Origin of the sequence: Streptomyces sp. cg36 (assembly GCF_041080675.1) — a bacterium.
Classification (GTDB): Bacteria; Actinomycetota; Actinomycetes; order Streptomycetales; family Streptomycetaceae; genus Streptomyces.
On the sequence record NZ_CP163520.1, the window covers coordinates 7,156,909 to 7,179,781 of the forward strand.

The following is a 22,873-nucleotide window of genomic DNA, read 5'->3' on the forward strand; positions in this document are numbered from 1 at the left end:
ACCGGTCGCCGGACGGCCACGCGGTCCCGGCGGCCGGCCGCGCTACATCCGGGCGAACTCCGCTGCGGTGACCACCTGGAACGGCAGCCAGGTCGAAGTGGCGCTCCCCGGCAGGTCGTTGCGCGTGCGCAGCGCCGTCAGCTCGTCGACCGACAGCGCCCGGCGGGTGATCCGGAACTCGTCCAGCGAGCCGTTCAGCGCGTTGGTGCCGTCGGGCTTGGCGCCCAGCCGGAATCCGTCCACGGCGTAGGTGTCCCCGGCCGTCACCGCGCCCGCGGGCACGGCCGCGCTGCCCAGGGTGGTGCCGTCCACGATCAGCAGCAGCCGGCCGTCGGCCCGCTCCAGCACCACCTGGTGCCAGGCCCCGTCGCCGAACCCGGCCGCCGCCGAGGCGTCGGCCGCCGCGACCACGGTGGTGGCGGTGTCCGTCTCGAAGGCGGCGTAGAGCCGGTCCTGGGAGGGCTGGGCCCGCAGCCAGAGCTGGCGTTCCGCCGCGCCCGTCCCGTACGCCCACACCAGCACCTGGTCGGGACCGGAGCCGGTGGCCGAGTACTTGAGCCAGGTGCTGACGGTGAAGTCGGCCGAGCCGAGCGCGGTGGCCGCGCCGTAGGGCAGGTCCACGGCGTCGTTCACCCCGTCGAAGGCCAGCGCGTCGCCGAACTTCCCCGGGGCCGTGGCCGCGCCGCCGCGCACCAGGGCGTGGCCGCAGTGGGCCGTGGAGTCCGGCGTCGCCGGGCCCGCCGGGGGCCGTACGACGTCGTGGGCGCCGGTGTACTGGTTCTCGAACGACCACCACAGTGCGGGCAGATCGGCCGGGTAGGAGCCGGAGGAGCCGGGCGCGGAGGCGACGACGGCGGTGGTCTCGGCGGTGGTGAGCGCCCGCCGGTAGAGGCGGAACTCGTCGAGGGAGCCGCCGAAGACGCTGGTGCCGTCGGTCTTGGAGCCCACCCGGAGGCCCTGCTGCCCCTTGCCCTGGGCGGGCGTGAGCGAGCCGGTCAGACCGGAGGCGGTGGCGGGAGCGCGGGTGTCGACGCCGAGCGCGACCTTGTCACCCGTCCGCGTGAGCGTCATCAGATGCCAGGCGCCGTCGCCGAACGAGGTCGCCGAGGAGGTGTCGGGCAGCGCGACCGCCACCGTCCCGGCGTCGGTCTGCACCCAGGCGTAGAGCTGGTCCCGCGCGGGCTGGGCCCGCACCCACAGCTGCGGGCCGGTGGCGCCCGAGCCGTAGGCCCACAGGAGCGCCTGGTCGGCGCTGGTGGCGGTGGCCGAGTAGCGGAACCAGAGGCTGTACGTGAAGTCCCCGCCGCCCACGTCGAGCGTCGGCGAGAAGCCGGTCTCGGTGCCCTGGTGGGTGCTGTCGACCGTCGCCGCCAGCGCCCCGATCCGGCCGGTGGTGAGGGCCGGGACGCCGCCCAGCAGGGTGCCGCTCGCGCAGTGCCCGGAGACGTCGTCCTCGATCGTGACCCGGCGCCGGTCGGGCACCACGGCCGTGTCGATCACCTGGAAAGGCAGCCGCGCGCCCAGGGACCGTGTCGCGGCCCCGTCGTCCAGGGTGGCCGCGTTGGCCCGCACCTGGGTGAGCTGACTGTCCGTCAGGGCGGAGCGGTAGAAGCGGAACTCGTCCAGCGAACCGGCGAACGCGTCGCTCGCCGTGGCGTCCGGCTTGGCGCCGAGCCGGATCCCCTCGACGCCGTTCTGCGGCGCGTCGGTCACCGCACCGGCCACACCCGAAGCGGTCCCGGTGACCGTGCCGTCGACGGTGAGCCGGATCTGCCCGCCCGTGCGGACCAGGGCCGCGTGGTGCCACTGGTCGTCGCCGAAGGCGACACCGGCGGAGGAGTCCGCCAGCGTCAGCCAGGCGCTCCCGTCCGCGCCCTGCACCCAGGCGAAGAGCCGGTCGTCGGCGGGCTGCGCGCGCAGCCACACCTGCGGCTCGGCGGAGCCCTGCCCGTACGCCCAGAACAGCGCCTGCTGCTTGGTGGCGGCCGTCGCCGCGTACTTGAACCAGAGCGAGTACGTGAAGTCGCCCGCCCCCGGGTCGAGGGTCCTGGCGTACGGCACGTCGGCGTGGTCGCCCGCGCCGTCCAGGACCAGGCCCTGGCCGAACCGGCCGCTGCCGAGCCCCGCGTCGGCCTGGAGGTAGGCGTCGTTGGCTTCCGGGCCCGAGTCGGGGCTGGTGCGTCCGGCGGTGGGGCTCTTCTGCGGGGAGCCCCTGCCGGTGGAGGTGCCCGGTATGCCGAGCGCGGCGGGCGTGGTCAGGTCGAAGCGGATCTCGTCGGCCGAGTTGGCGGGCCCGCCCTCGTAGAGGAGTCCGAGCTCGCCGGTGTCGAGCTCGGCGAGGTCGGAGTAGGAGGCGCGGTCGTTGCTGATCAGGCCGCCCGCCGCGGCGGTCCAGGTGGCGCCCTGGTCGGTGGAGTAGCGGATCTTCATCAGCTTGCGGTCCGAGGGGTCGGACGGCGCGGAGAAGACCATGGTGTCGCCGGGCGTGCGCTGGTAGGTGGTGCGCAGGGTGAGCGCCGAGCCCTGCACCTCGGGGGTGACGAGTCCGGGCACCACGGTGGCCGCGGGCACGGTGGTGCCGCCGTCGGTGCTCACCGCGCGGGTGCGGTGGTCGGCGCTGCCGCCGATCTCGTTGCGGGCGGCCAGGTAGACGCTGCCGCCGGGCAGTTCGGTGACCGAGACCTCGCCGGGGCTGACCGCCCCGGGCACATAGGAGTTGGCGGTCGCGCTCGCCCGCCAGGTGGCGCCGTGGTCGTCGCTGTAGAGGACGCCCGCGTACCGGGTGGTGGCGTCGGGGTTCTGGTGGGCGCCGACGACCAGGCGCCCGGCGTGCGGGCCCTCGGTCAGCTGGACGCCGTGCGAGGGGCCGGTGGCGAACCACCCGTTGTTGGCGCCGGTGTACGTGGGCAGGGGCGCGGGCGCGCTCCAGCTCACCCCGTCGTCGTCGCTGCGCTGGACCCAGGGCAGCCGGGGCCCGGTCGGCACGGCCTCGTTGGAGGTGGACAGCAGCAGCACCGCACCGGTCTCCCGGTCCACCACGGGCGCCGGGTTGCCCCGGGTGTGGGGGGCGGTGGGGTCGGACGGGCCGCCCTCCAGGACCACCCGGACCGGGCCCCAGGTGCGGCCGTCGTTGGTGGAGCGGCGCATCACCAGGTCGATGTCGCCGCGGTCCGCGCAGGTGGGGGACTTGCGGCCCTCGGCGAACGCCAGCAGGCTCCCGGCCTTCGTCTTCACCAGGGCGGGGATCCGGTAGCAGCCGTAGCCGCCGACGCCGGAGCGGAACAGCACCTGTTCGGCGCCGACCAGGGCGCGGGTGGAGGGCAGCGGCCCGCTCGCGTGCGCGACGGGGCCCGCGAAGAGGACCGGGACGACCGCCAGGACCGGTGCGAGCAGCCGGGCGGCGGCACGGAAGGACGGCCGTCTGTGACGTGGTGCGCGAGTGGTGCGCGGTGCCGGTGGGACGTACGGGAAGAACAACATGGAGATCATGGTGATGATCCACGGGTGCGGATTTCGACCACCGACGGGTGACGGCCGCCTGAACTCCGGGTGAAAATCAGCTCACTTCAGGACAAGGGCCACCAGGTCGCCCAGCCGCCTCGACCAGCACGGCGGCGGCCTCGCGGGCCTGGCGGGCGGGCTCCGGGGTGCCGAAGATCCCGGCGGTCACCATGGCGCCCTCGGCGAGCAGGGTGAGCTGGCCGGCGAGGGGCGCCGGCAGTCCCGCGTCCGCGACGAGCGCGCCCAGGTACTCCCGGAACGCGCTCTTGTGGGCGCGGGCGCGCTCGGCGACGCGCGGCCAGGAAGTGCCCAGTTCGCCGTAGGAGTTGATCCACGCGCAACCGCGGAAGTCCGGTTCGGCGAACCAGGCGTGCAGATGGTCGAAGACCGCGAGGAGGCGCTCGCGCGGCGCCGCGCACCCCTCGACGTGCTCGGCCAGCCGCCCGCGCCACTCCGTGTCGCGGCGCTCCAGATAGGCGTCGACCAGGTCTTCCTTGCCGGGGAAGAGGCCGTAGAGGCGCTTGAGGGAGAGGCCGCAGGCGCCGCGGATCTCGTCCATGCCGACGCTCTGGATGCCCCGGGCGTAGAACAGCGCCCCGGCGGCGTCCAGCGCCCGCTCGCGTGCGACCGCGGTGTCCATGACCCCATCACTCCTTGAAAAGAGAACGTCCGTTCTCTAGAGTAGCGCCATCGCGGGGAGAACGAGCGTTCTCCCCGTTCGGCGCAGCTGTGCGCCGCCGCTGCCGACGCCGTTCGACCGAGAGGACACCGTCATGACCGCCCGCCCGCCACTGCCCCCGTTCGACCTGGACACCGCCCGCCAGAAGGTGCAGGCCGCCGAGGACGCCTGGAACACCCGCGACCCCGAGAAGGTCTCGCTCGCGTACACCGAGGACTCCCAGTGGCGCAACCGGGACGCCTTCGTCACCGGCCGCGCCGCCATCGTCGAGCTGCTCACCGCCAAGTGGGCCCGTGAGCTCGACTACGCGCTGCGCAAGGAGCTGTGGGCGTTCGAGGACGACCGGATCGCCGTGCGCTTCCAGTACGAGAGCCGGGACGCGTCCGGGCAGTGGTGGCGCAGTTACGGAAATGAGCTCTGGGAGTTCGACGCGAACGGATTGATGGCGCGCAGGGAAGCGAGCATCAACGATGTGCCGATCACCGAATCGGAACGTCGGATCTTCGGAAAGCGCCCCGCGGAAGAGCGGGGCAAGCCCTTTCCGCTCCGCTGAACAGGCGAATTTTGGAGTGGTTGGGCTGGCCGGGTCGTTCTTCCAGGCGGCAAGTGTCCGTCAGAGATCCGTCACGACCAGAGGGATGGAAGCACACATGAAGCTCACCAAGCGGGCCGGCCTCGCGGCCATGATGACGTGCATGGCGACGGCGGCGGCGGTCGCGCCCGCCGCGGCCGAGTCGTCCGTCCCCGTCGAGGTACCGCTGGGCGGTCTGAACACGGTGCTGCCGTTCGAATCCCCCACGGTGAGCACCGGCGTGCCCCTCCTGACGCCCGGCTCCCCGGAGGGGCCGCGCCACGTGGTCGGCTCGCTGGTGCCGAAGCCGCTCCTGCCGACCCTGCCGGTCACCACCGAACTGCCGTCGACCCTGCTCAAGGCGCCGCTGACCGACCCGATCACCGACGAGAAGCTCGGCTCGGCGGCGCTGACCACCCCGTCGTCGCCGATCCGCGCCGAGAGCCCGGGGGCGATCCTGGACGCGCCGCTCACCCCGCCGCAGGCCAATCTGTTCGGATTGCCGGCCGTGGAGGAGCCGCAGGCCGGACTGCTCGCGCCGACGCTGCAGGGCACGCCCGCCGCCAACCTCGGCCTCGTCTAGGAAGCCGCGGGAAGGCCCGGCCGGGAGGACGGTCGCCCGCGCCCCCACGCGCGACTAGCGCATCGCATCAATATGTGTCAAGGGCACTAGAAATAGGCGGACTTGGGCTCGTAGCGTGCTGAACAGACCCCACTGTTGCACGAAGGAGCACTTCCGTGGACCACTCCCGGCTTGTCGCGGTCGCTGAATACGTCAACTGCAATGCCCCCCACCTCGCATTCGAGAAGTCGTCATTCAGTGATCTCGACTACTCCAAGGATTGCGTCGGATTCGCCGTCGACGGTGACCGGATCGCCGTGACCCATACCAAGGACGAGCAGGCGCCGGTGCTCCGGTACAGCCGTTCGGAGATCGCGGCGATGGTCCGTGCGGCGAAAGCGGGACAACTGGACAAGTTCTGCTGAGGCTCCGTCGCGCCCCGAGCCGCCCGCGCCCGTCACCCACGACGGACGCGGGCGGCCTGCTGTCGTGGTCACGTCGACCTGAACGCAATGTTCCGGCCGAATCGCGGACCCGGGGAGGCCACTTGTGAAGCCGTCGTCACAACGGCGTGTCGCCCGCTCCGGGGCCCGTCATATGCCTGTCGGGGGCCTGACCGGCCCGAGCGGGGCCGCGGCACCGGGGGGACCGGTCCGGGCCGGAAGGGGGACGCGATCTCCGGCGGCATGCCAATTTGCGACACCGTTCGCACCGCTTCCACAACCCGGGGCGAATTTGTTCGCGAAGTCGGTCACTATCACGGCCGTTGAGTACGTCATAGAAGCGGATACCGAACAACACCCGGCGACCGTCCGCCGGTGACTGTCCCGACGAGGGGGGCGACATGGAAGAGATCTGCGTTCCACTGTATGTCGAACTGCTGCACGAGGGTGATGCCATGACCCCCGTGGAGGCGCTGATGGCTTACGACCCGGCCGATCCGCTGGCCGTTTCCGTGGAATTCGTCTGCGGCAATGGCATGCATACGACATGGACCATGGGCCGGGACCTGGTGGCGCAGGGGCTGACCTCCCGCTGCCCGGTGGGCCTCGGCGATGTGCGGGTCTGGCAGTACGGCGACAGCGGCCTGCGCATCCGGCTGCACTCCGACGAGGGCAGCGCCGACCTCCTGGCGGAGATCGAGGACGTCGCCGACTTCCTCTCCCGCACCTACCAACTGGTCCCGGAGGGTAGCGAGTTGGAGAACTTCGACGTGGACGAGGTGATCCGGCTGCTGCTCGCCGCGACCCCCGTGCAGGGGCGCTGCTGGTGCGGGCACGAGTACCCGTGCCTCGACCACGGCGCCGAGTGAGGCCCGCCCCGCTCCCCGGCGGACCCCCTTGGCGACGCGCCCTTCTCACCCCAGTGGTACGGATCCGAGCCGTGCGGCGCCGAAACGCGCCAGCCGGTCCGCCGTCGCACTGCCCGGCGGCGGAGTGAACAGCACCAGGCGGTGATCGCCCTCGGGGGCGAGCAGCACCTGGCAGAACAGGTCGAAGTGGCCGAGCTCCGGATGGAGCACCCGGACCCGGTCGCGCCGCCGCACGGCGACCTCGTGCAGCTCCCACAGCTCGGTGAACTCGGGGCTGACGCCGTGCAGCCGCGCGATCAGCCGGGCCGACTCCGCGTCGCCGAAGCGGCGGGCCGCCGCCGCGCGCAGATCCGCGACGTGCAGATGGCCGTAGTAGCTGTGCTCCTCCGGAGGGTAGGGGGCCCGGGCGGACGGCTCGGTGAACCAGCGCCACACCACGTTGCGGCCGTGCTCGGACTCGGTGCAGACCTCGCCGAGCAGCGCGCGGGCCATCGGGTTCTGGACCAGCACGTCGCCCAGGTCGCTCAGGACCACGGCGGGAGTGGTGGCGAGCTGGTCGAGCAGGTGCAGCAGCCCCGGGCTCACCTCGGTGTCGGAGGAGTGCGCGGCGGGCGGCCGGTGCCCGCAGAGCAGATACAGGTGGTCGCGTTCGTCGTCGCTCAGCCGCAGCGCGCGCGAGAGCGCGGCGAGCATCTGCGGCGACGGCTGCGGCCCCCGAGCCTGCTCCAGCCGGATGTAGTAGTCGGCCGACATCCCGGCGAGCTGGGCGACCTCCTCGCGCCGCAGTCCCGGCGTACGGCGGCGCGGCCCGGCCGGGAGTCCGGCCTCCTGCGGGGTGACGCGGTCACGGCAGCGGCGCAGGAAGTCGGCGAGCTGGCGGCGGTCGGTCGTCATGATCGTCATCATGGCGGACGGAACGGCCCGGAACCAGGGACCGTCGGTACCAGGGTCCGCTGGACCCGCGCTCGAACGATCGGCCCCTTCGCCCGTGCCGTCACCGCTGCCCCTGGCCTCGCTCCAGCCCCTCCCGCCAACGGTCGGACCCTCCGCCCGTGCCCCCCTCCAGCTCCTCCCGCCACAGCAGTGCCGTCAGCCGTTCGGTGCCCGCCGCCAGATGTCTGCGGTAGGTCGTCATCGGCAGGCCGAGCAGATCGGCGGCGCGCTGCTGGGTCCCGGCGGGCTGGAGGTAGGTGTGGTGCAGGGCGCGATGGGCCCGGCGGTCGGCCACCGAGGCCGCGAGCTCGGCCGCCGCCGCCCCGATCGCCTCCCGCAGCGCCGCCGCCCGCTCGCGCGGCCCCGCGTCCGCCGCGCACCGCGCCCGTACCAGACGGCTGGTCAGCAGCGGTGAGCCCGCCAGCCCGTCGGCCCGCCCGAGCGCCCGCAGCGCCTCGCGCACCGCGGCCGTGAACGCGGCCCGGTCCGGCGGCGCCCGCGTCGGTTCCACCGCCGGGGCGGGCACCGACAGCGGGTCGTCCGTGGCGCCCCGCGCCGTGAGCAGCCGCAGCCAGGCCGCTCCCGGAGTGCGCCGCCAGTCGTGCGCGAACACGCCGTACCGCACCCCCGCCACCGTGAAGTCCGCCGCGGGCAGCCGGGCGAAGTCGACGTACGCGCAGCCGGTGACCCACGGCCCGGGGTCGGCGAACGGCAGCAGCGTCAGCGCGGGCCTGCGGCCGGTCAGATAGTGGTGGGTGAGCCGCAGGGTGATCAGCGTCTGCGTCGGCGAGCCGCTCTGATAGCTGTCGGCGGCCATCCAGAACCGTACGAGCAGCGCCTGTTCGCCCGCCCGCAGCCCGCCGGGACCGGCCAGCCACGTCCGGGCCGCCACCACCGCCGGATCGTCCGGCACCGCGTCCGGGACCCCGCCGGTCAGCCACACCAGGGCGTAGCACCCGGCGATCCGGCGGCCGTGGTCGCGGGTGTGCTCGTACACCGTGTACGCGGCGAACGGCGGCGGTGCCGCCTCCCCCGGGTGGTCGGCGGACCACCAGATCCGCAGCAGGTCCGCCGAGTCCGCGCCCTCGTGCCGGGCGGCGAGCGCGCACAGCTCGCCGAGGTCGGCGGCGGTGGTGGGCGCGACCGTCAGGCGCTCCATCCGGTCGTGCCCGGCCGGACCGAGCGCGGGCGCCAGCAGCGGACCCACCAGGGGGCTCTCGCGGTGCAGATAGGCGTAGTCGGCCAGCACCGCGCGCTGGCGCGTCAGATCCGTGTCGTCGAAGAGGCGGTGGTAGTACGCCCCGGCCCGGCGGCGCAGCTCCGCGCGCAGATCGGGGTGGCGCCAGCGCAGCTCGGCGTCGAGCGCCTCGCGCACCAGATCGTGCGGCCGGATCCCGCGCCGGGCGTACTCCATCGCCGACAGCGTGCGCAGCCACGCGAAGACCGGCCGCGCGTCGGGGATGTCGAGCAGCTCGGCCAGCAGCGGCTCGGTCGTCACCAGCACCTGGGCGCAGGCGTCCAGGGCCGTCCGGTGCAGCGGGGAGGGGGCGGTCTCCAACAGGCAGTCCAGCAGCGCCTGGACGATCTGCGGCGAGTCGGCGGGCGAGCCGGCCGCCGCCAGGTCCCCGGCGGTGCCGCCCTGCGCCCGTACGTCGGCGCTCAGCGCGAGGGCGAGCGGATGCCCCCGCGCGAACGCCAGCGTGCGGGCCTCCTCGTGCGCCTCCCGCACTCCGCGCAGCCGCAGCAGCCGCCCGCTGTCCGCCGCGTCCAGGGGCCCCAGCGCCATGGGGTGCAGCAGCCCGTGCCAGGCCGGGTCGACCCGCCAGGCCGGCTCGGGGGCGGTGCGGGCGGCGAGCACGGTCACCGTGTCGGGGAGCAGCAGCGCGGGCAGCTCGTCGCGCAGCACCTCCGGGGCCACCGCGTCCGCCGAGTCCAGCAGCAGGACCGTGCCCGGCCCGGGTTCCGCCGCCGGGCCCCCGCCGGGGTGCAGCACCTCCCGGGCGTCCAGGACCGCGCCCGGGCGGCCCGCCCGCCCGGCGACCCGCGCGAAGTGGTGCAGCAGGGTCGTCTTGCCGATGCCGCCCGGCCCGTACACGTACAGCACGGCGCCCGAGCCGCGGGCGAGCAGGGACTCGAAGACGGCGGTCTCCCGGCGGCGGCCCACGAATCCGCGCTCGCGCGCGGCGGCGAACCGGTCGGTCAGCCGCCCGCGCAGCTGGTGGCTGGTCACCGCTCCAGTATGGCCGCGATGGACGCGTTCCGGCCGGAAACCGGACGGCGAACGGTCTGCGAAGCGGTAGGCACCCGGCCCTAACGTCCCTTCTGTGGGCGGACGTTGCGCCGCCACCCCATCGCGGAGCACAGCGGCAGGAGAGGACGAGACCATGACCGACAGCACGGGGACGACGACCGGAACCAAGAGGACGCGGCGGGCCGGTGCCGTGGGCGCGGCGGCGGCCGGGGCGGCGGCGCTGGCGCTGCTCCTCTCGGCCGGACCAGCGTCCGCCTCCCAGTTCTTCGGCGGCACCCTCCACCCGGGCGAGCAGCGCTGCGTCCAGCAGCACGCCGACCACAAGGTGCGCGCGGACGGCAAGGCCACCGGCCAGGGCGCCAAGTTCAAGGTCCAGTACCAGGGCGTCACCGTGCCCGGCACCGGCTCGCCCGGTCTGGTCACCGCCTGGGCCGCCGAACTGCGCGACGACAACGGCACGTTCCCCGGCGCGGGCGACTACACCGCCTGTGTCACCAACAACGGGACCGCCGACACCAACGTACGGCTGACGCTGAAGACGGACGGCGAGTTCTGACGCCGTAGTCGCGAACGAACCCCTGCCAAAGGGGCGGTGGCCTCCACCGCCCCTTTGGCGCCGTGCGCCCGCGGCCGTCCGCAAGGCAGGTGTAAGGCAACCGACAGAGCCCTCGCCACGATGGGGTGCATGGAGTCTGCGACGGGGAACCGCGAGCCGGGGGAACGGCTGCTCGTGGAGATCGTGGAAGCGGTGCTGGCCCGCACGGGGGTCGGGCCGGGCACCGGCCGGTGGCGAGTACGGGAGGGGGAATCGTGGTGCCGTGTCTCGCCACCGGACGAACCCACCCGGCTCCAGGGGTGGAAACTGCACGTCTCCGCCACCCCGACGGCCGCGCCACTGGTCCTGGCGCGGGCCGCCGAGGTGCTGGTGCGCGCGGAGTGCCGGTTCAAGTTCGCCGCGACCGTCGGCCGGGCCGCCGACCTCGTCGCGCACCGGTACGACCGGGCGGGCGGCGGCAAGTTCCTCACCGCCTACCCCGAGGGGGACGACGCCTCGCTGCGGGAACTGGCCGCCGCACTGCACCGGGCCACCGCGGGTCTGCCCGGCCCGGCGATCCTCTCCGACCGCCCCTGTTTCCCCGGCAGTCTGGTGCACTACCGGTACGGGGTGTTCTCCGGCGTTCCCGCCCTCGGCGACGACGGGGTGCTCGGCGCGATGCTGGTCGACCCGGGCGGACGGCTGGTCCCCGACCGCCGCCGCGCCTGGTTCTCGCCGCCCGAATGGGCCCCGCGCGACCCCTTCGCCCACGGCGAGGCCGCCGTCCCCGTCCGTACCGCCCCGGCCGAAGTCCTGCTCGACGGGCGCTTCCTGGTGCGCTCGGTGATCCGGCACGCCTTCGGGGGCGGGGTCTTCCGGGGCGTCGACGAGTCCACCGGCGCGTCCGTGATCATCAAGCAGGCCCGCCCGCACACCGCCGCCACCCTGAGCGGCCACGACGCCCGCGACCTGCGCTGCCACGAGGCGGCGATGCTGGAGGAGTTCGCCGGGAGCGGCTGCACCCCCGGCCTGGTCGCCCTCTTCGAGCAGCAGGGCGACCTGTTCCTCGTCCAGGAGGCCGTCGAGGGCGTGACCCTGCGCCAGTGGGTCCTGGACCACCTGGAGCCCGACGACGGGGAGTCCTGGGGCGTCCCCGTGGCGGTCGCCCTGCGCCGGGCGCGCTCACTGGCCTGTCTGATGCGGCTCGTCCACGCCGAGGGCCACGTCCTGCGGGACTTCAACCCCAGCAACGTGATGGTCGCCGACAACGGCGAAGTGTGCCTGATCGACCTGGAGATGCTGGCCCGGCCCGGCGAGCCCGCCCTGCGCATCCACACCCCCGGGTACGCGGCGGCCGAGCAGACGGCCGCGCCGCGCCACGGGCCCGCCCCCGCCGTCACCTGTGACCTCTACAGCCTCGGGGCCACCTTCTTCCACCTCGTCACCGCGGTGGATCCCCTGCTCGCCCCCGACGACCCCGGGGTGCGCGGCGGTTGCGGACGGCTCTCCGCCTGGCTCGGCCGGCTGGCCCAGGGCAACCCGGCCGCGCACCGGCTCGCCCCGCTGATCGTGGCCCTGCTCGACGACGACCCGGCCCGGCGCCCCGGCCTCGACGAGGTCCTGGACCGGCTGGACCGGGCCGCCCGGCCCACGGGGGAGGCCGCCCCCGCCGCACCGGCGGCGGGGGCGCGGGGCCTGGCCGAGACCGGCCTCAAGGAGCTGATCGGGGACGGCGTCGACCACCTGCTCGCCACCTTCCGCCCCGGGCGCGACGACCGGCTGTGGCCCCCGAGCCCGGTGGGCGCCACCACCGACGCGTTCAACGTCCAGCACGGCGCGGCGGGCGTCCTCGGGGTGCTCGTGCGCGCGTACGAGGCGGGCGAGCACCCGGCGGTGTACGACGCGGTGCGCGGCGCCGCCCAGTGGATCGCGGGCCGCGTCGGCCGCGAGCCCCGCCTGCTGCCCGGCCTGCACTACGGCCGCTCCGGCACGGCCTGGGCACTCCTGGAGGCGGCCCGACTCCTGGGTGATGAGCGGTTGTTGGGCCATGCGATGGAGCTGGCGGCCCGCGTCCCGGTGCGCGGCCCCGGCCCCGACGTGTGCCACGGGGTGGCCGGGGCGGGCCTGACCCAGCTGCGGTTCTGGGAGGCCACCGGGGAGCGGCGCCATCTGGACCGGGCGCGGGAGGCGGGCGACGAACTGGCGGCCCGCGCCCGGCGCCGGGACGGACTGCTGCGGTGGCCGCTGCCGCGCGAACTCCTGCCCGTACAGGGCGACATCGCCCACTACGGCTTCGCCCACGGAGTCGCCGGAATCGGCGCCTTCCTGCTCGCCCTCGGCCGCGCCACCGGCTCGCCCGAACCCGTCGAACTGGCCGTGGAGGCCGCCGAGACGCTGCTCGCCGCCGCCGAGGAGGAGGACGGCGCCGCGTACTGGCGCTCCGGTGAGCCGGGCAGCCCGCGCAAGACGCACTGGTGCAGCGGCTCCTCCGGGGTCGGCACCTTCCTGGCGCGCGTCTGGGAGGAGACCGGCGAGGGCGACTTCCTCGACGCCGCGCACCGGGCGGCCGTGGCGGTGCGCCGCACCCGCTGGCACGCCGGTACCGCCCAGTGCCACGGCCTGGCCGGGGACGGCGACTTCCTGCTCGACCTGGCCGAGGTGTGCGGGCGCGGCGAGTACCGCGTCTGGGCGGCGGAGCTCGCCGCCGCGATCCACGTGCGCAATGTGGTCCGCGACGGCCGCACCCTGGTCCCCGACGACACCGGCACCCAGGTGTGCGCCGACTACGGCACCGGCCTGTCCGGGGTGCTCGCCTTCCTGCTGAGGCTCTCTCACGGCGGCCCCAGGCTGTGGCTGCCCCGCTCGCTCACCGAAACCGCGCAGAGGGGGTGAACACCGTGAGGGAGTCCGATGTGAACGCTCTCCAGATGCTTGAGGAGGAAGAGGTGCCCCAATCCGAGTCCTGGCCCCCGCCCACCGCCGGATCGTGCTGCAGCACGTTCTGACGACGAGACCCCCGGTCACCGTCGGCCCGTCCCGTCACGGCGGGCCGACGGTGACCGGGCCCCCGTGCGTCCACGGACTGACGGGCCATCAATTACCCTGTCAGGGAGCCATGTTGGGCCCGTACCGCAGATACGTCAGTACCGCCGTGACCCGCCGGTGCAGCTGGGACTCCTCGGCCAGGCCGAGTTTGGCGAACGTCGAGTTGACGTGCTTCTCGATGGTCGACTCCGACAGGGACAGCGACTCGGCGATGTTGCGGTTGTTCTTGCCCTGCGCCATCTGCCGCAGCACGTCCAGCTCCCGGCGGGTCAGCTGGGCCAGGGGCGCGTCGACGGTACGGATGTGGCTGCCGACCAGCACTTCCACGATCCGCGGATCGATCACCGAGCGCCCGGCCGAAACCTCCCGCAGGGCCCGCAGCAGCTCCTCCAGCTCCCCGATCCGCTCCTTGAGCAGATACGCCAGCCCGTTGGTGCCCTGCTGGAAGAGGGCGAACGCGTACTGCTCGTTGGCGTGCTGGGACAGCACCACCACGCCGATGCCCGGGTGCGTGGCCCGGATGGTGTGCGCGGCGGCGATGCCCTCGGTGTGGTGGTCGGGGGGCATCCTGATGTCGGCGATCACCGCGTCGGGGCGGAACCGGTCGACGGCGTCCAGGAGTTCCTCCGCCGTGCCCACCGCCGCGATGACGTCGACCTCGCCGGTGTCCTCCAGGAGCCGCCGGGTGCCCTCGCGCACCAGGTAGTGGTCCTCCGCTATGACGATCCGCATCCGGTCCCGGGCCCGCGGGACATCGCGGGCGTCCGGCGCGTTCGTGGCGTCCCCCATGTCAGACATGGGCGGACTCCCGCGACCGCTCGACGAGTTCGGCGCACAGCGTGGTGCCGCCGCCCGGCCGGCAGGCGATGGACAGCCGGCCGCCGACCGCCTCGATCCGGTCGCGCAGCCCGGTGAGCCCGGAGCCGAGCCGGGACGGGGAGGGCAGGCCCACGCCGTCGTCGCTGACGTCGAGCAGCAGCGAGCCGTCGGCGCGGCCGAGCCGGATGGTCACCCCGTCCGCGCGGGCGTGCTTGAGTACGTTGGTGAGCGCCTCGGAGACCAGGAAGAACGCGGCCTCCTCGATCTCCGGCGCGAACCGCGCCGAGGACACCGACGGGTCGACCTCCACGGCGACCGGGATGGGCAGCCGCCGGGCCTTGGAGATCACGGCGGCGGCCAGGCCCTGGTCGGTCAGTACGGGCGGATGGATGCCGTGGGCGAACTCGCGCAGGTCGTCGATGACCCGGCAGGCGTCGTCCTGGAGCTCGGTGAGAGTGGTGTGCACGGTGTCACCATTGCGGCAGAGCTGATTGCGGGCGAGTGCCAATTTGGCCACCAGCGCGACGAGTTCCTGCTGGATCCCGTCGTGCAACTGCCGTTCGATGCGCCGCCGTTCGGTGTCCTGCGCCTGGACGATCCGGGTGCGCGAGGCGTTGAGCTCGCACGCCTGACGCTGCACCTCGTCGACCCGGGTGGACAGTTCGGCCGTGAGCTGCGCGTTGTGCACGGCCAGTGCCGCCTGCCGGGCCAGGGTCTCGATCAGGTCCTGGTCCTCGGGGGTGAAGCGGCCCTCCGCCTTCGGCCCGTACTCGATGGACCCCAGCACCTCCTCCCCGTACCGCAGCCGCACCTCGCCCCAGGGGTCCTCCCCGTCCGCCGCCGCCCCCGCCGCCCCCGAGCCGGACGGCGTGCGGTCCGGCGCGGCGGGGCCCAGGCGCACCCGCACCCAGCGCAGGTCGAGGCCCTCGCGCAGGGTGACGGCCAGCTGCGGGGCGAGCCGTTCGAGGTCGTAGGCGTGCTCCAGGGTGGTGCCGCACTGCACCAGGAGCTCGAAGTTGGACGGGCGCGCCCCGAACACCCGGCGCGCGGCGAGCCGGTTGAGCTGGCGGTGCACCGGCTGGAAGAGCATGGTCGCGGCGACCGCCACCAGGACGGCGAGCCCGATCGGCAGGTACTGGCCCGCGGTGAGACCCAGCGCCGTCGTCAGGCCCAGGTACCAGGCGCCGATGATGGTCCACAGCACGCCGTACACCACGGAACGCCGGATCGCGAAGTCCATGCCCGGCAGCCGGTGGCGGAACGCGGCGAAGACCAGACCCGCCGAGACCGTGATGTACGGCACCGCCCCGATCGCGCTGCCGATGAAGTAGTCGATGCCCTGGTCGTCGAGCCACAGCCGGAACAGCCGTGCCGAACCGCGGGCGCCGAACACCACGAACGCGGCCAGCGCCACCGGCCACACCCGGTCCGGCTCCGGCGTCCGGGCGGCCCGTTGCCCGCGCCGGTCCAGGAGCGAGCGGAGCAGCAGGAGCCCGGCACCCAGCCCCGGCGCCCACGCCTCGGGCTGGACCAGCAGCCAGGGCAGCACCCGCTCGGAGAGCGGCAGCGCCATCAGCGTCACGGGGTAGGGGACGAGCAGGTACAGCGCGCGCAGCACGACCCGTTCGTAGCCGCGGCGGTACCGGCCGTCGGGCAGCAGGGCGAGCAGTCGGCAGAGGGTGATGGCCGCCAGGACGTCGAAGGTGCGGGCGACCCCGAGGAACGTCGAGACGCGCGGTCCGGTCGCCCGCCAGCCGGTCGCGGGCGGCAGCAGCAGCGTGAACCGCACCGCCATCCCGATCGCCGCGAACGAGCCCGCCGCGAGCAGCCGCCGGGCCACCGGATGGCGGGGGGCGTGCCACGACAGCGACAGCCCGGCCACATAGCAGGGCAGGATGCACGCCAGGCTCCAGGGAAGCGTCTGCGACGCCGAGATCCACACACCGACCGGCACCCCGTAGAGCAACCCCAGCCCGCCGCCGACCGCGAGAACCCGCAACGGCCGTCCCTCAGGTTCTGCCATTCCGCCATTTTCCCGGGGCGCGCACACCCTTGTACAGAAAGCCTCCCTCACCCCGGTATGGCGGACAGCCTCCATACGGCGGCGAGGCGGCCCGGATTCCCGCGCGGCGCCCGCCCGCCCACACTGGACCCGTGGAGCCCGGCGGGGGCGGACGGCGGACCGTCCCGCTCAGGCGTCCGACCAGCGCAGGCCGGGACCCGCCGAGAGCAGCAGGGACGAGACCCGCCCGACGGGGCGGGGCAAGGGGGGAACGCATGAGCACCACCCGGATCGAGGCAGCGGACGCCCGGGCGGCCGACGAGCGGACGCGGCACTCCCCGGCCCCGGAGCCGCCCGCACACCCCGGGCCGGAGCCGCAGGCCGGGCACGCGGGCAGCGGCACGCTGGACGCGGCCGAGGGCGGGCGGCTGACCATGACGTACCAGCTGCTCGGCGAGCCCGCCCGGGCGCTGGAGGCGCACCGGCGCACCGAGTTGACCGGCGCCGCGAGCACGGCCGAGACCGCCGCCCTGGCCTGGGCCGCCGCCGCGTACCGCGCGCACGGCGAACTCGGCCGTGCGCGCACGACGGTACGGCGCGCGCTGCGGCTCCTCGGCCGTCGCGCCGACCCGTACGCCCAGGCCGTCACCCACGCCTCGGCCGCGCTGATCGCCGCCTGCGACGGGCGGGGCGCCGCCGCCGAGCACCACCGGGAGCTCGCCGAGGAGGCGGCCTGCGCCTCGGCGGATCCCGCGCTGGTCCTGCTCGTACGGGCGGGTGCCGCGCAGGAGCGGACCGAACAGGGCGCGCCGCGCGCGGTCCTCGCCGGGCTCGACACCGCGCTCACCGCGCTCGGCACCGGCTCCCGCACCGCCGCCGACGGCGACGAGCCGCCCGGCCTCTGCCTCGCGGCCGAGTGCCTGCGCGGCGCCGCCCACCTCGCCCTCGGCGAACTCGACTACGCGGCGGCCGAGTTCGGCCGGGCCCTGGCCGGGTACCAGCGGCTCGGGGACGCCCTCGGACACACCGGGCTCGGCGCCCGCGCGCTCCTCGGCCTCGGCGACGTGCACCGCGAACGCGGTGCGCTCGGCCCGGCGCGCGCCGCCTACCAGGAGGCGGTCGTCCGCGCCGAACAGAGCGGCGACCGCCTGGTGCTGGCCGCCGCGCTCACCGGCCTCGCCCTCGCGCGCGGCGCCGAGGAACCGGGCGCCGCCGCCCCGCTGGCCCGGCGCGCGGTCGCCCTGTGCGCGGGCCGCCCCCGGATACGCGCCCTGGTGGCCGCCGGGTGGGTCGCGCTCGCCGACGAACGCCCCGAGGACGCGGCCGAAGCGGTGCGCGAGGCGGCCGGTGAACCCGGCGCCCAGGCGTGCCGCACGGTCTACGCGGAGATCCTGGAGCTGGAGGCGATGTGCGCCCGCGAGCCCGGCGCCCGCGCGCGGATCCTGGCGGACGCCGAGGCCATGTGGACCGCCGCGCACCGCCCGGTCGCCGCCGCCCGGGTGGCCGTGGCCCGGACCCGGGCGGCCGGACCGGGCACCGCCGCGGCGCGCCAGGCGGTCGCCGGGCTGCGGCGGTTCGGGGTCCTGGACGGCGCCGCCGACGCGGCCGGACCGCTCAACCGGGCCGGCGCCGCCGAGCGGCCCTCGGCGGCGGTGCGGGTGCTGGGCGGCTTCCAGGTGCTGCGCGACGGAGTGCCGGTCGGACCCGAGGAGTGGCAGTCCAAGAAGGCCCGCGACCTGCTGAAACTCCTGGTCGCCCGGCGGGGGCTGCCCACGCCCAGGGAAGTCGTGGTGGAGGCGCTGTGGCCGGGGGAGGAGCCCGCCCGGTGCGCCAACCGGCTCTCGGTCGCTCTCTCCATCGTCCGCCTCGTCCTCGACCCCGAACGCCGCCTGGCCCAGGACCACTTCATCGCGGCGGACAAGCACACCGTCGGCCTGGCCCGGCTCCGCGTCGACGTCCAGGACTTCCTGACGGCCGCCCGCCACGCCCTCGCCGCCGCCGAACGCTCCGGCGGCCACGCCTACGCGGCGCTCGCGGACGCCGAGCGGAGCTACCGGGGCGACGTGCTGGAGGACGAGCCGTACATGGAGTGGGCGGCGGCGCTGCGCGAGGAGGCCCAGGCCGTCCACACGGAGCTGCTCGCCCGGCTGACCGCCGTCGCCGCCGAGCGCGGCGACCACCACGCCGAGGTCCACTTCCGGCTGCGCCTGCTGGAGCGCGACCCCTACGACGAGGAGACCCACCTCGCCCTGGTCCGCCTGCTGGCGGCGGCGGGCCGGTACGGCGAGGCCCGCCGCCGCCACGCGCTGTACGCGCGACGCATGCGGGAGATCGACGTGGAGCCCGCCCCGTTCCCGCGCGCCGAGCGGAGCGGCGACCGGCGTTCCCGGGCCGAACCGGCCCCCGTAGGCTGTCTCCATCATGAGTCTCTTCGCCATCAGTGACCTGCATGTCCGCCATGCGGAAAACCGCGCGATCGTGGACGAGTTGCGGCCCGAGTCGCCCGAGGACTGGCTGATCGTCGCCGGGGACGTGGGGGAGAACGCCGACGAGGTGCTCCGCGCCATGGAACTCCTCGCCGGCCGGTTCGCCACCGTCGTGTGGACCCCCGGCAACCACGAGCTGTGGACCCCGCCGCGCGACCCGGTCCAGCTGCGCGGCGAGGCCCGCTACCAGTACCTGGTCCAGCGGCTGCGCGAGCTCGGCGTGGCCACCCCGGAGGACCCCTACCGCCCGTGGCCGGGCCCCGACGGCCCCGTCGTCGTCGCCCCGCTGTTCGTGCTGTACGACTACACGTTCCGCCCCGAGGGCACCCACACCAAGGAAGAGGCGCTGGCCGTCGCGCACGAGGCCGCAGTGGTGTGCACGGACGAGCACCTGCTGCACCCCGACCCGTACCCCAGCCGGGACGCCTGGTGCCGCGCCCGGCTCGCGTACACCCGCTCGCGCCTCGACGCGATCGACCCCGCGCTGCCGACCGTGCTGGTCAACCACTTCCCGCTGGTGCGCCAACCGACCCGGATCCTGCGCTACCCCGAGTTCGCCCAGTGGTGCGGCACCGAGGCCACCGCCGACTGGCACGTGCGCTACCGGGCCGCCGCCGTCGTCTACGGCCATCTGCACATCCCCCGCACCATCGACGTCGACGGAGTGCCGCACATCGAGGTGTCGCTGGGCTATCCCCGCGAGTGGGGCAGCCGTGCCGCGCCCCCGAGGGGGCTGTGCCGGGTGCTGCCCGAGCCGGTCTCGGTGCCCCGGTGGTGAGCGCCGCCCTGCTGGCGGGGCTGCTCCCGCCGGACGTCGTCGTGGCCGAGCTGTTCGCCGACCCGCCCACCGTCGACCTGTTCCCGCAGGAGGCGGAGATCGTGGCGCAGGCCGTCGAGAAGCGGCGCCGCGAGTTCGCCACCGTACGGCTGTGCGCGCGGACCGCGCTGGGCCGTCTGGGCCACGCGCCCGGCCCCATCGTCCCCGTGCAGGAGGGTCCGGCCTGGGCCCGCCGCGCCCCGCGCTGGCCCGACGGCGTGGTGGGCAGCATGACCCACTGCGACGGCTACCGCGCGGCGGCCGTGGCGCCCGCCTCGGCCATCGCCTCCGTCGGCGTGGACGCCGAGCCGAACGCCCCGGTCCCCGACGGCGTACGGGAGATGGTCACCCTCCCCGAGGAGCGCGGCACCCTGGACGAACTGGCGCGCGGCCACCCCGAAGTGGCCTGGGACCGGCTGCTGTTCAGCGCCAAGGAGAGCGTCTTCAAGGCGTGGTACCCGCTGACGGGCCGCTGGCTGGACTTCGGCGACTGCGTGGTGACCCCCGACCCCGAGCGCGGCACGTTCACCGGCGCCCTGAAGGTGCCGGGGCCGGTGGTGGACGGGGTGCGGGTCGATGTGTTCCACGGCCGGTGGGGGGTGGCCGAGGGGGAGAGCGGGCCGCTGGTCGCCACGGCCGTCGTGGTGGGGCGGGGCGGACGCTAGGGCGGGTCCTTGCCGGGGCCGGCCCGTACGGCGGGCCGGTCTTCCGCCCGGCACCGCCCCTCAGTCCACGTGGATCCCGGGCTGGCGGTCCTTCCACGGCACGGCCTGCTCCAGCTGGGCCGCCACCCGCAGCAGGAGGTCCTCGCGGCCGTGGGCGGCGACCAGCTGGACCCCGATGGGCAGGCCCTCGCGGCTCTGGCCGAGGGGCAGGCTGATCGCGGGGTGGCCGGAGACGTTGAACAGGGCCGTGAACGGGCCGTGTTCGAAGATCCGGCGCAGCCAGGAGCGGACGCTGTGGCGGGCGTCGTCGTAGTCGAGGGTGCCGTGCGGCGCGGGGAGCTGGGCCAGCGTCGGGGTGACCAGCAGGTCGTGGTCGAGGAAGAAGCGGCCGACCGGCCGGGTCACCAGGTTCTGGGCCTCCATCGCGGCCAGGACGTCCAGCGCGGTGAAGGACTCCGCCTCGGCCAGCACCCGGCGCGAGACGCCTTCGAGCAGGGCGGGGTCGGGCCGGCGCGGGGCGCCCCGCAGCACCGCGCCGCCGGTCGAGACGGCGCTGAGCACGACCGCCTCCACCACGTCGTCGGCGTCGACGTCGGGGCTCGCCTCCGTCACGGCGTGGCCGATCCACTCCAGGACCTGGCCCACCGCGACGGCCGCCCCGGCGACCTGGCGGTCCACGGGCACGCCCGACCAGGCCGAGGTGGTCAGCGCGATCCGCAGCCGCCCCGGGTCGGTGCGGATCTCGTCGGCGTACGGGCGAGCCACCGGCGCCAGTGGGTACTTCTCGCCGACCGTCGGCGCCGACACCGCGTCCAGCAGATGGGCCGCGTCGCGGACGGTCCGGGTGAGGGCGAACTCGGCCAGCTGTCCGAACGCGGCCTCACCGGCGAGCGGCCCGGACGGGGTGCGGCCACGGCTCGGCTTGAGCCCGACGAGGCCGCAGCAGGAGGCCGGGACGCGGATCGAGCCGCCCGCGTCATTGGCGTGTGCGAACGGCACGGCCCCGGCGGCCACCAGCGCGGCGGAGCCGCCGCTGGATCCGCCGACACCGCGTCCGAGGTCCCAGGGGTTGCGGGTGACGCCGTAACGGACCGACTCGGTGGCGAAGTTGAGGCCGAACTCGGGGGCGGTGCTCTGGCCCAGGGCGACGAGTCCGGCGGCGCGGAAGCGGGCCATCAGATCGTGGTCGACCAGGGCGTAGGCACCCCGGATGCTGCGGCTGCCCACGGTGAACGGCACGCCCTGCGTGAACGGGCCGCTGTCCTTGACCACGAACGGCACCCCGGCCAGCGGCCCGTCCGGTTCGTGCGCCGGGGCCGGGTCGAACAGCGGCCCGGTCAGCGCGTTGAGGTCCGCGTTCACCTGCTCGACCGCCCGCCGCGCGGCGTCCTCGACCTCGGCGGCGCTCACCTCGCGCGTACGGATCAGCTCGCGCAGCCCGACCGCGTCGAAGGCTGCGTATGCGTGCGGCTCCATGCGGTCGTCCACTCCTCGGTTGCGTGCCCGGGCCAGCGTGACATATCCGTACGAGCCGGCCCGCGCCGGGGTGCGGCGGCCCCGGCGCCGAGGTCCGTCAGCGGGCGTTCGCGGTCGCGATGTGCTCGCGGATCTCGCGGGTGATGGCGGGGAGGTGGCCGTCGACGAAGAAGTGGCCGCCCGCGAAGACCCGCATCCGGAACGAGGCCGAGGTGTGCCGCTCCCACAGGGCCACCTCGTCGAGCTCGACCACCGGGTCGTCGTCGCCGGACAGGGCGACGACCGGGCAGCTCAGCGGCGCGGCCGGGGTGGGGCGGTAGGTCTCGATGGCGTGGTAGTCGCTGCGCATCGTCGGCAGGACCATCCGCAGGAGCGCCTCGTCGGCGAGCACCTGCGCGTCGGTGCCGCTGAGCCGCTTCAGCTCGGCGAGCAGGTCCTCGTCGCTGCCGAGGTGGACGTATCCGTCACGCACCACGGAAGGGGCGCGGCGGCCCGAGGCGAAGAGGCCGAGCGGGACGGTGCCGCGCCGCTCCAGGCGCACCGCGACCTCGTAGGCGACGGCGGAGCCCATGCTGTGGCCGAAGAGGGTGAGCGGGCGGTCCGTCCAGGGGAGCAGCTCGTCGACGATGCGGTCGGCGAGGGTGGATATGTCCTCGATGCACGGTTCGGCGAGCCGGTCCTGGCGGCCGGGGTACTGGATCGCGAGCACGTCGACCTCGGGCGCGAGCGCCTGGGACGCCTGGAAGTAGTACGTGGCCGAGCCGCCCGCGTGCGGGAAGCAGACGAGCCGGGTGGCGGCCTGCGGGGCGGGGTGGAACCGCCGGATCCAGGGGCTGCTCAGGGACGATCCTGCCACGGTCGATCCTTCTCCTCGTGCGCGCTTCGGGCAAAGTCCAGCATTCAAGTTTCTTGGTGGAGCCGCCCTTCAGCCTAGGGCCCGCGCCGAGCGCCCCGACCACCCGCCCGCCGTCTCGACGTGCGGCGCTTGACGATATCCGGGGGTGTCATGTGAGATACGGAACCGAGCGGTCAACCGGTTTGTTGTCGACCGCCGGATCGAGTGGATGTTCCGCGGCTTCCGCAACCGGCCGCGGGAAGAAAATACGGTCGCTCGGTCACTGTGAAGTGCCCGGCACTCGGGGGACGGGTCACCGCATCTATGCTTCGCGAGCACAAGGGAACCATTCGTCGTGCCCGGCTGTCCGATCTCACCCGGCTC

At 74.6% G+C, this 22,873-nt stretch carries 18 protein-coding genes; 10 read left to right on the top strand and 8 right to left on the bottom strand.

What is annotated here, in order from left to right; genetic code table 11:
• Positions 1–42 precede the first annotated feature (42 nt).
• Positions 43–3,489, bottom strand: a complete 3,447-nt coding sequence (locus AB5J87_RS31900; protein WP_369381761.1) for a LamG-like jellyroll fold domain-containing protein — start codon at positions 3,487–3,489, stop codon at positions 43–45.
• 67 nt (positions 3,490–3,556) lie between these two features.
• On the bottom strand, positions 3,557–4,141 hold the full coding sequence (locus tag AB5J87_RS31905) for a TetR/AcrR family transcriptional regulator (RefSeq protein ID WP_369381763.1): 585 nt from the start codon (positions 4,139–4,141) through the stop codon (positions 3,557–3,559).
• Positions 4,142–4,274: 133 nt separating this feature from the next.
• Between AB5J87_RS31905 and AB5J87_RS31910 the strand changes: the two genes are divergently transcribed.
• From AB5J87_RS31910 to AB5J87_RS31925, 4 genes are all read left to right on the top strand, one after another.
• Entirely contained in the window at positions 4,275–4,733 is a 459-nt protein-coding gene (locus AB5J87_RS31910; RefSeq protein WP_369381764.1) for a nuclear transport factor 2 family protein, read from the top strand.
• Positions 4,734–4,830: 97 nt separating this feature from the next.
• A complete protein-coding gene (locus AB5J87_RS31915; RefSeq protein WP_369381766.1) occupies positions 4,831–5,334 on the top strand; it encodes a hypothetical protein in 504 nt (167 codons plus the stop codon).
• A gap of 155 nt (positions 5,335–5,489) precedes the next feature.
• Positions 5,490–5,738: a DUF397 domain-containing protein gene (locus tag AB5J87_RS31920; RefSeq protein WP_369381769.1), complete on the top strand. Its 249-nt coding sequence runs from the start codon at positions 5,490–5,492 to the stop codon at positions 5,736–5,738.
• Between the two features lie 473 nt (positions 5,739–6,211).
• A complete protein-coding gene (locus tag AB5J87_RS31925; protein WP_369381770.1) occupies positions 6,212–6,625 on the top strand; it encodes an SsgA family sporulation/cell division regulator in 414 nt (137 codons plus the stop codon).
• Between the two features lie 45 nt (positions 6,626–6,670).
• Here AB5J87_RS31925 and AB5J87_RS31930 read toward each other — a convergent pair whose 3' ends face one another.
• Both AB5J87_RS31930 and AB5J87_RS31935 read right to left on the bottom strand, forming a co-directional pair.
• The gene (locus AB5J87_RS31930) at positions 6,671–7,519 is read right to left on the bottom strand and encodes a helix-turn-helix transcriptional regulator (RefSeq protein ID WP_369381772.1); all 849 of its coding nucleotides are present in this window, start codon (positions 7,517–7,519) and stop codon (positions 6,671–6,673) included.
• Positions 7,520–7,619: 100 nt separating this feature from the next.
• Positions 7,620–9,788 carry a hypothetical protein gene (locus AB5J87_RS31935; protein WP_369381774.1) on the bottom strand — a complete coding sequence of 723 codons (2,169 nt, stop codon included), beginning with the start codon at positions 9,786–9,788 and terminating at the stop codon, positions 7,620–7,622.
• A 154-nt stretch (positions 9,789–9,942) separates the two neighbouring features.
• Here AB5J87_RS31935 and AB5J87_RS31940 point away from each other — a divergent pair, with 154 nt between their 5' ends.
• The 3 genes from AB5J87_RS31940 to AB5J87_RS31950 all read left to right on the top strand — a co-directional run bounded on the left by AB5J87_RS31940 (position 9,943) and on the right by AB5J87_RS31950 (position 13,349).
• Positions 9,943–10,365: a hypothetical protein gene (locus AB5J87_RS31940; RefSeq protein WP_369381775.1), complete on the top strand. Its 423-nt coding sequence runs from the start codon at positions 9,943–9,945 to the stop codon at positions 10,363–10,365.
• Positions 10,366–10,494: 129 nt separating this feature from the next.
• The gene (gene lanL / locus AB5J87_RS31945; protein ID WP_369381778.1) at positions 10,495–13,236 is read left to right on the top strand and encodes a class IV lanthionine synthetase LanL; all 2,742 of its coding nucleotides are present in this window, start codon (positions 10,495–10,497) and stop codon (positions 13,234–13,236) included.
• A gap of 5 nt (positions 13,237–13,241) precedes the next feature.
• Positions 13,242–13,349: an ALQxL family class IV lanthipeptide gene (locus AB5J87_RS31950; RefSeq protein WP_369381781.1), complete on the top strand. Its 108-nt coding sequence runs from the start codon at positions 13,242–13,244 to the stop codon at positions 13,347–13,349.
• A 100-nt stretch (positions 13,350–13,449) separates the two neighbouring features.
• Here the strand turns inward: AB5J87_RS31950 and AB5J87_RS31955 are convergent, their stop codons facing one another.
• Both AB5J87_RS31955 and AB5J87_RS31960 read right to left on the bottom strand, forming a co-directional pair.
• Positions 13,450–14,187, bottom strand: coding sequence for a response regulator (locus AB5J87_RS31955; protein WP_369381783.1), 738 nt, complete (start codon positions 14,185–14,187; stop codon positions 13,450–13,452).
• The gene (locus tag AB5J87_RS31960; RefSeq protein WP_369381786.1) at positions 14,180–16,231 is read right to left on the bottom strand and encodes a histidine kinase; all 2,052 of its coding nucleotides are present in this window, start codon (positions 16,229–16,231) and stop codon (positions 14,180–14,182) included. The genes AB5J87_RS31955 and AB5J87_RS31960 overlap by 8 nt, the downstream gene beginning before the upstream one ends.
• A gap of 254 nt (positions 16,232–16,485) precedes the next feature.
• Between AB5J87_RS31960 and AB5J87_RS31965 the strand changes: the two genes are divergently transcribed.
• Genes AB5J87_RS31965 through AB5J87_RS31975 form a run of 3 tightly spaced genes read left to right on the top strand, consistent with a single transcriptional unit; the run spans position 16,486 to position 20,178 of the window.
• Positions 16,486–18,654 (top strand): BTAD domain-containing putative transcriptional regulator, encoded by a 2,169-nt coding sequence (locus AB5J87_RS31965; RefSeq protein WP_369381789.1) that lies wholly within the window; start codon positions 16,486–16,488, stop codon positions 18,652–18,654.
• The gene (locus tag AB5J87_RS31970) at positions 18,632–19,474 is read left to right on the top strand and encodes a metallophosphoesterase (protein ID WP_369381790.1); all 843 of its coding nucleotides are present in this window, start codon (positions 18,632–18,634) and stop codon (positions 19,472–19,474) included. Before AB5J87_RS31965 ends, AB5J87_RS31970 begins: the two co-directional genes overlap by 23 nt.
• Positions 19,475–19,482: 8 nt before the next feature.
• A complete protein-coding gene (locus AB5J87_RS31975) occupies positions 19,483–20,178 on the top strand; it encodes a 4'-phosphopantetheinyl transferase (RefSeq protein WP_369383731.1) in 696 nt (231 codons plus the stop codon).
• 60 nt (positions 20,179–20,238) lie between these two features.
• On the opposite strand, the gene AB5J87_RS31980 is transcribed toward AB5J87_RS31975, so the two are convergent.
• Together AB5J87_RS31980 and AB5J87_RS31985 are read right to left on the bottom strand one after the other, a co-directional pair.
• Positions 20,239–21,654, bottom strand: a complete 1,416-nt coding sequence (locus AB5J87_RS31980; protein WP_369381793.1) for an amidase — start codon at positions 21,652–21,654, stop codon at positions 20,239–20,241.
• Positions 21,655–21,751: 97 nt separating this feature from the next.
• Positions 21,752–22,510 carry a thioesterase II family protein gene (locus AB5J87_RS31985; protein ID WP_369381795.1) on the bottom strand — a complete coding sequence of 253 codons (759 nt, stop codon included), beginning with the start codon at positions 22,508–22,510 and terminating at the stop codon, positions 21,752–21,754.
• Positions 22,511–22,873 lie beyond the last annotated feature (363 nt).

Bases quoted from the DNA above. Each gene is read 5' to 3' on its own strand.
- AB5J87_RS31900 (WP_369381761.1), bottom strand. From the start codon at position 3,489: ATGATCTCCATGTTGTTCTTCCCGTACGTCCCACCGGCACCGCGCACC.
- AB5J87_RS31905 (WP_369381763.1), bottom strand. From the start codon at position 4,141: ATGGACACCGCGGTCGCACGCGAGCGGGCGCTGGACGCCGCCGGGGCG.
- AB5J87_RS31910 (WP_369381764.1), top strand. From the start codon at position 4,275: ATGACCGCCCGCCCGCCACTGCCCCCGTTCGACCTGGACACCGCCCGC.
- AB5J87_RS31915 (WP_369381766.1), top strand. From the start codon at position 4,831: ATGAAGCTCACCAAGCGGGCCGGCCTCGCGGCCATGATGACGTGCATG.
- AB5J87_RS31925 (WP_369381770.1), top strand. From the start codon at position 6,212: ATGACCCCCGTGGAGGCGCTGATGGCTTACGACCCGGCCGATCCGCTG.
- AB5J87_RS31930 (WP_369381772.1), bottom strand. From the start codon at position 7,519: ATGACGACCGACCGCCGCCAGCTCGCCGACTTCCTGCGCCGCTGCCGT.
- AB5J87_RS31940 (WP_369381775.1), top strand. From the start codon at position 9,943: ATGACCGACAGCACGGGGACGACGACCGGAACCAAGAGGACGCGGCGG.
- lanL (WP_369381778.1), top strand. From the start codon at position 10,495: ATGGAGTCTGCGACGGGGAACCGCGAGCCGGGGGAACGGCTGCTCGTG.
- AB5J87_RS31955 (WP_369381783.1), bottom strand. From the start codon at position 14,187: ATGTCTGACATGGGGGACGCCACGAACGCGCCGGACGCCCGCGATGTC.
- AB5J87_RS31960 (WP_369381786.1), bottom strand. From the start codon at position 16,231: ATGGCAGAACCTGAGGGACGGCCGTTGCGGGTTCTCGCGGTCGGCGGC.
- AB5J87_RS31965 (WP_369381789.1), top strand. From the start codon at position 16,486: ATGAGCACCACCCGGATCGAGGCAGCGGACGCCCGGGCGGCCGACGAG.
- AB5J87_RS31970 (WP_369381790.1), top strand. From the start codon at position 18,632: ATGAGTCTCTTCGCCATCAGTGACCTGCATGTCCGCCATGCGGAAAAC.
- AB5J87_RS31980 (WP_369381793.1), bottom strand. From the start codon at position 21,654: ATGGAGCCGCACGCATACGCAGCCTTCGACGCGGTCGGGCTGCGCGAG.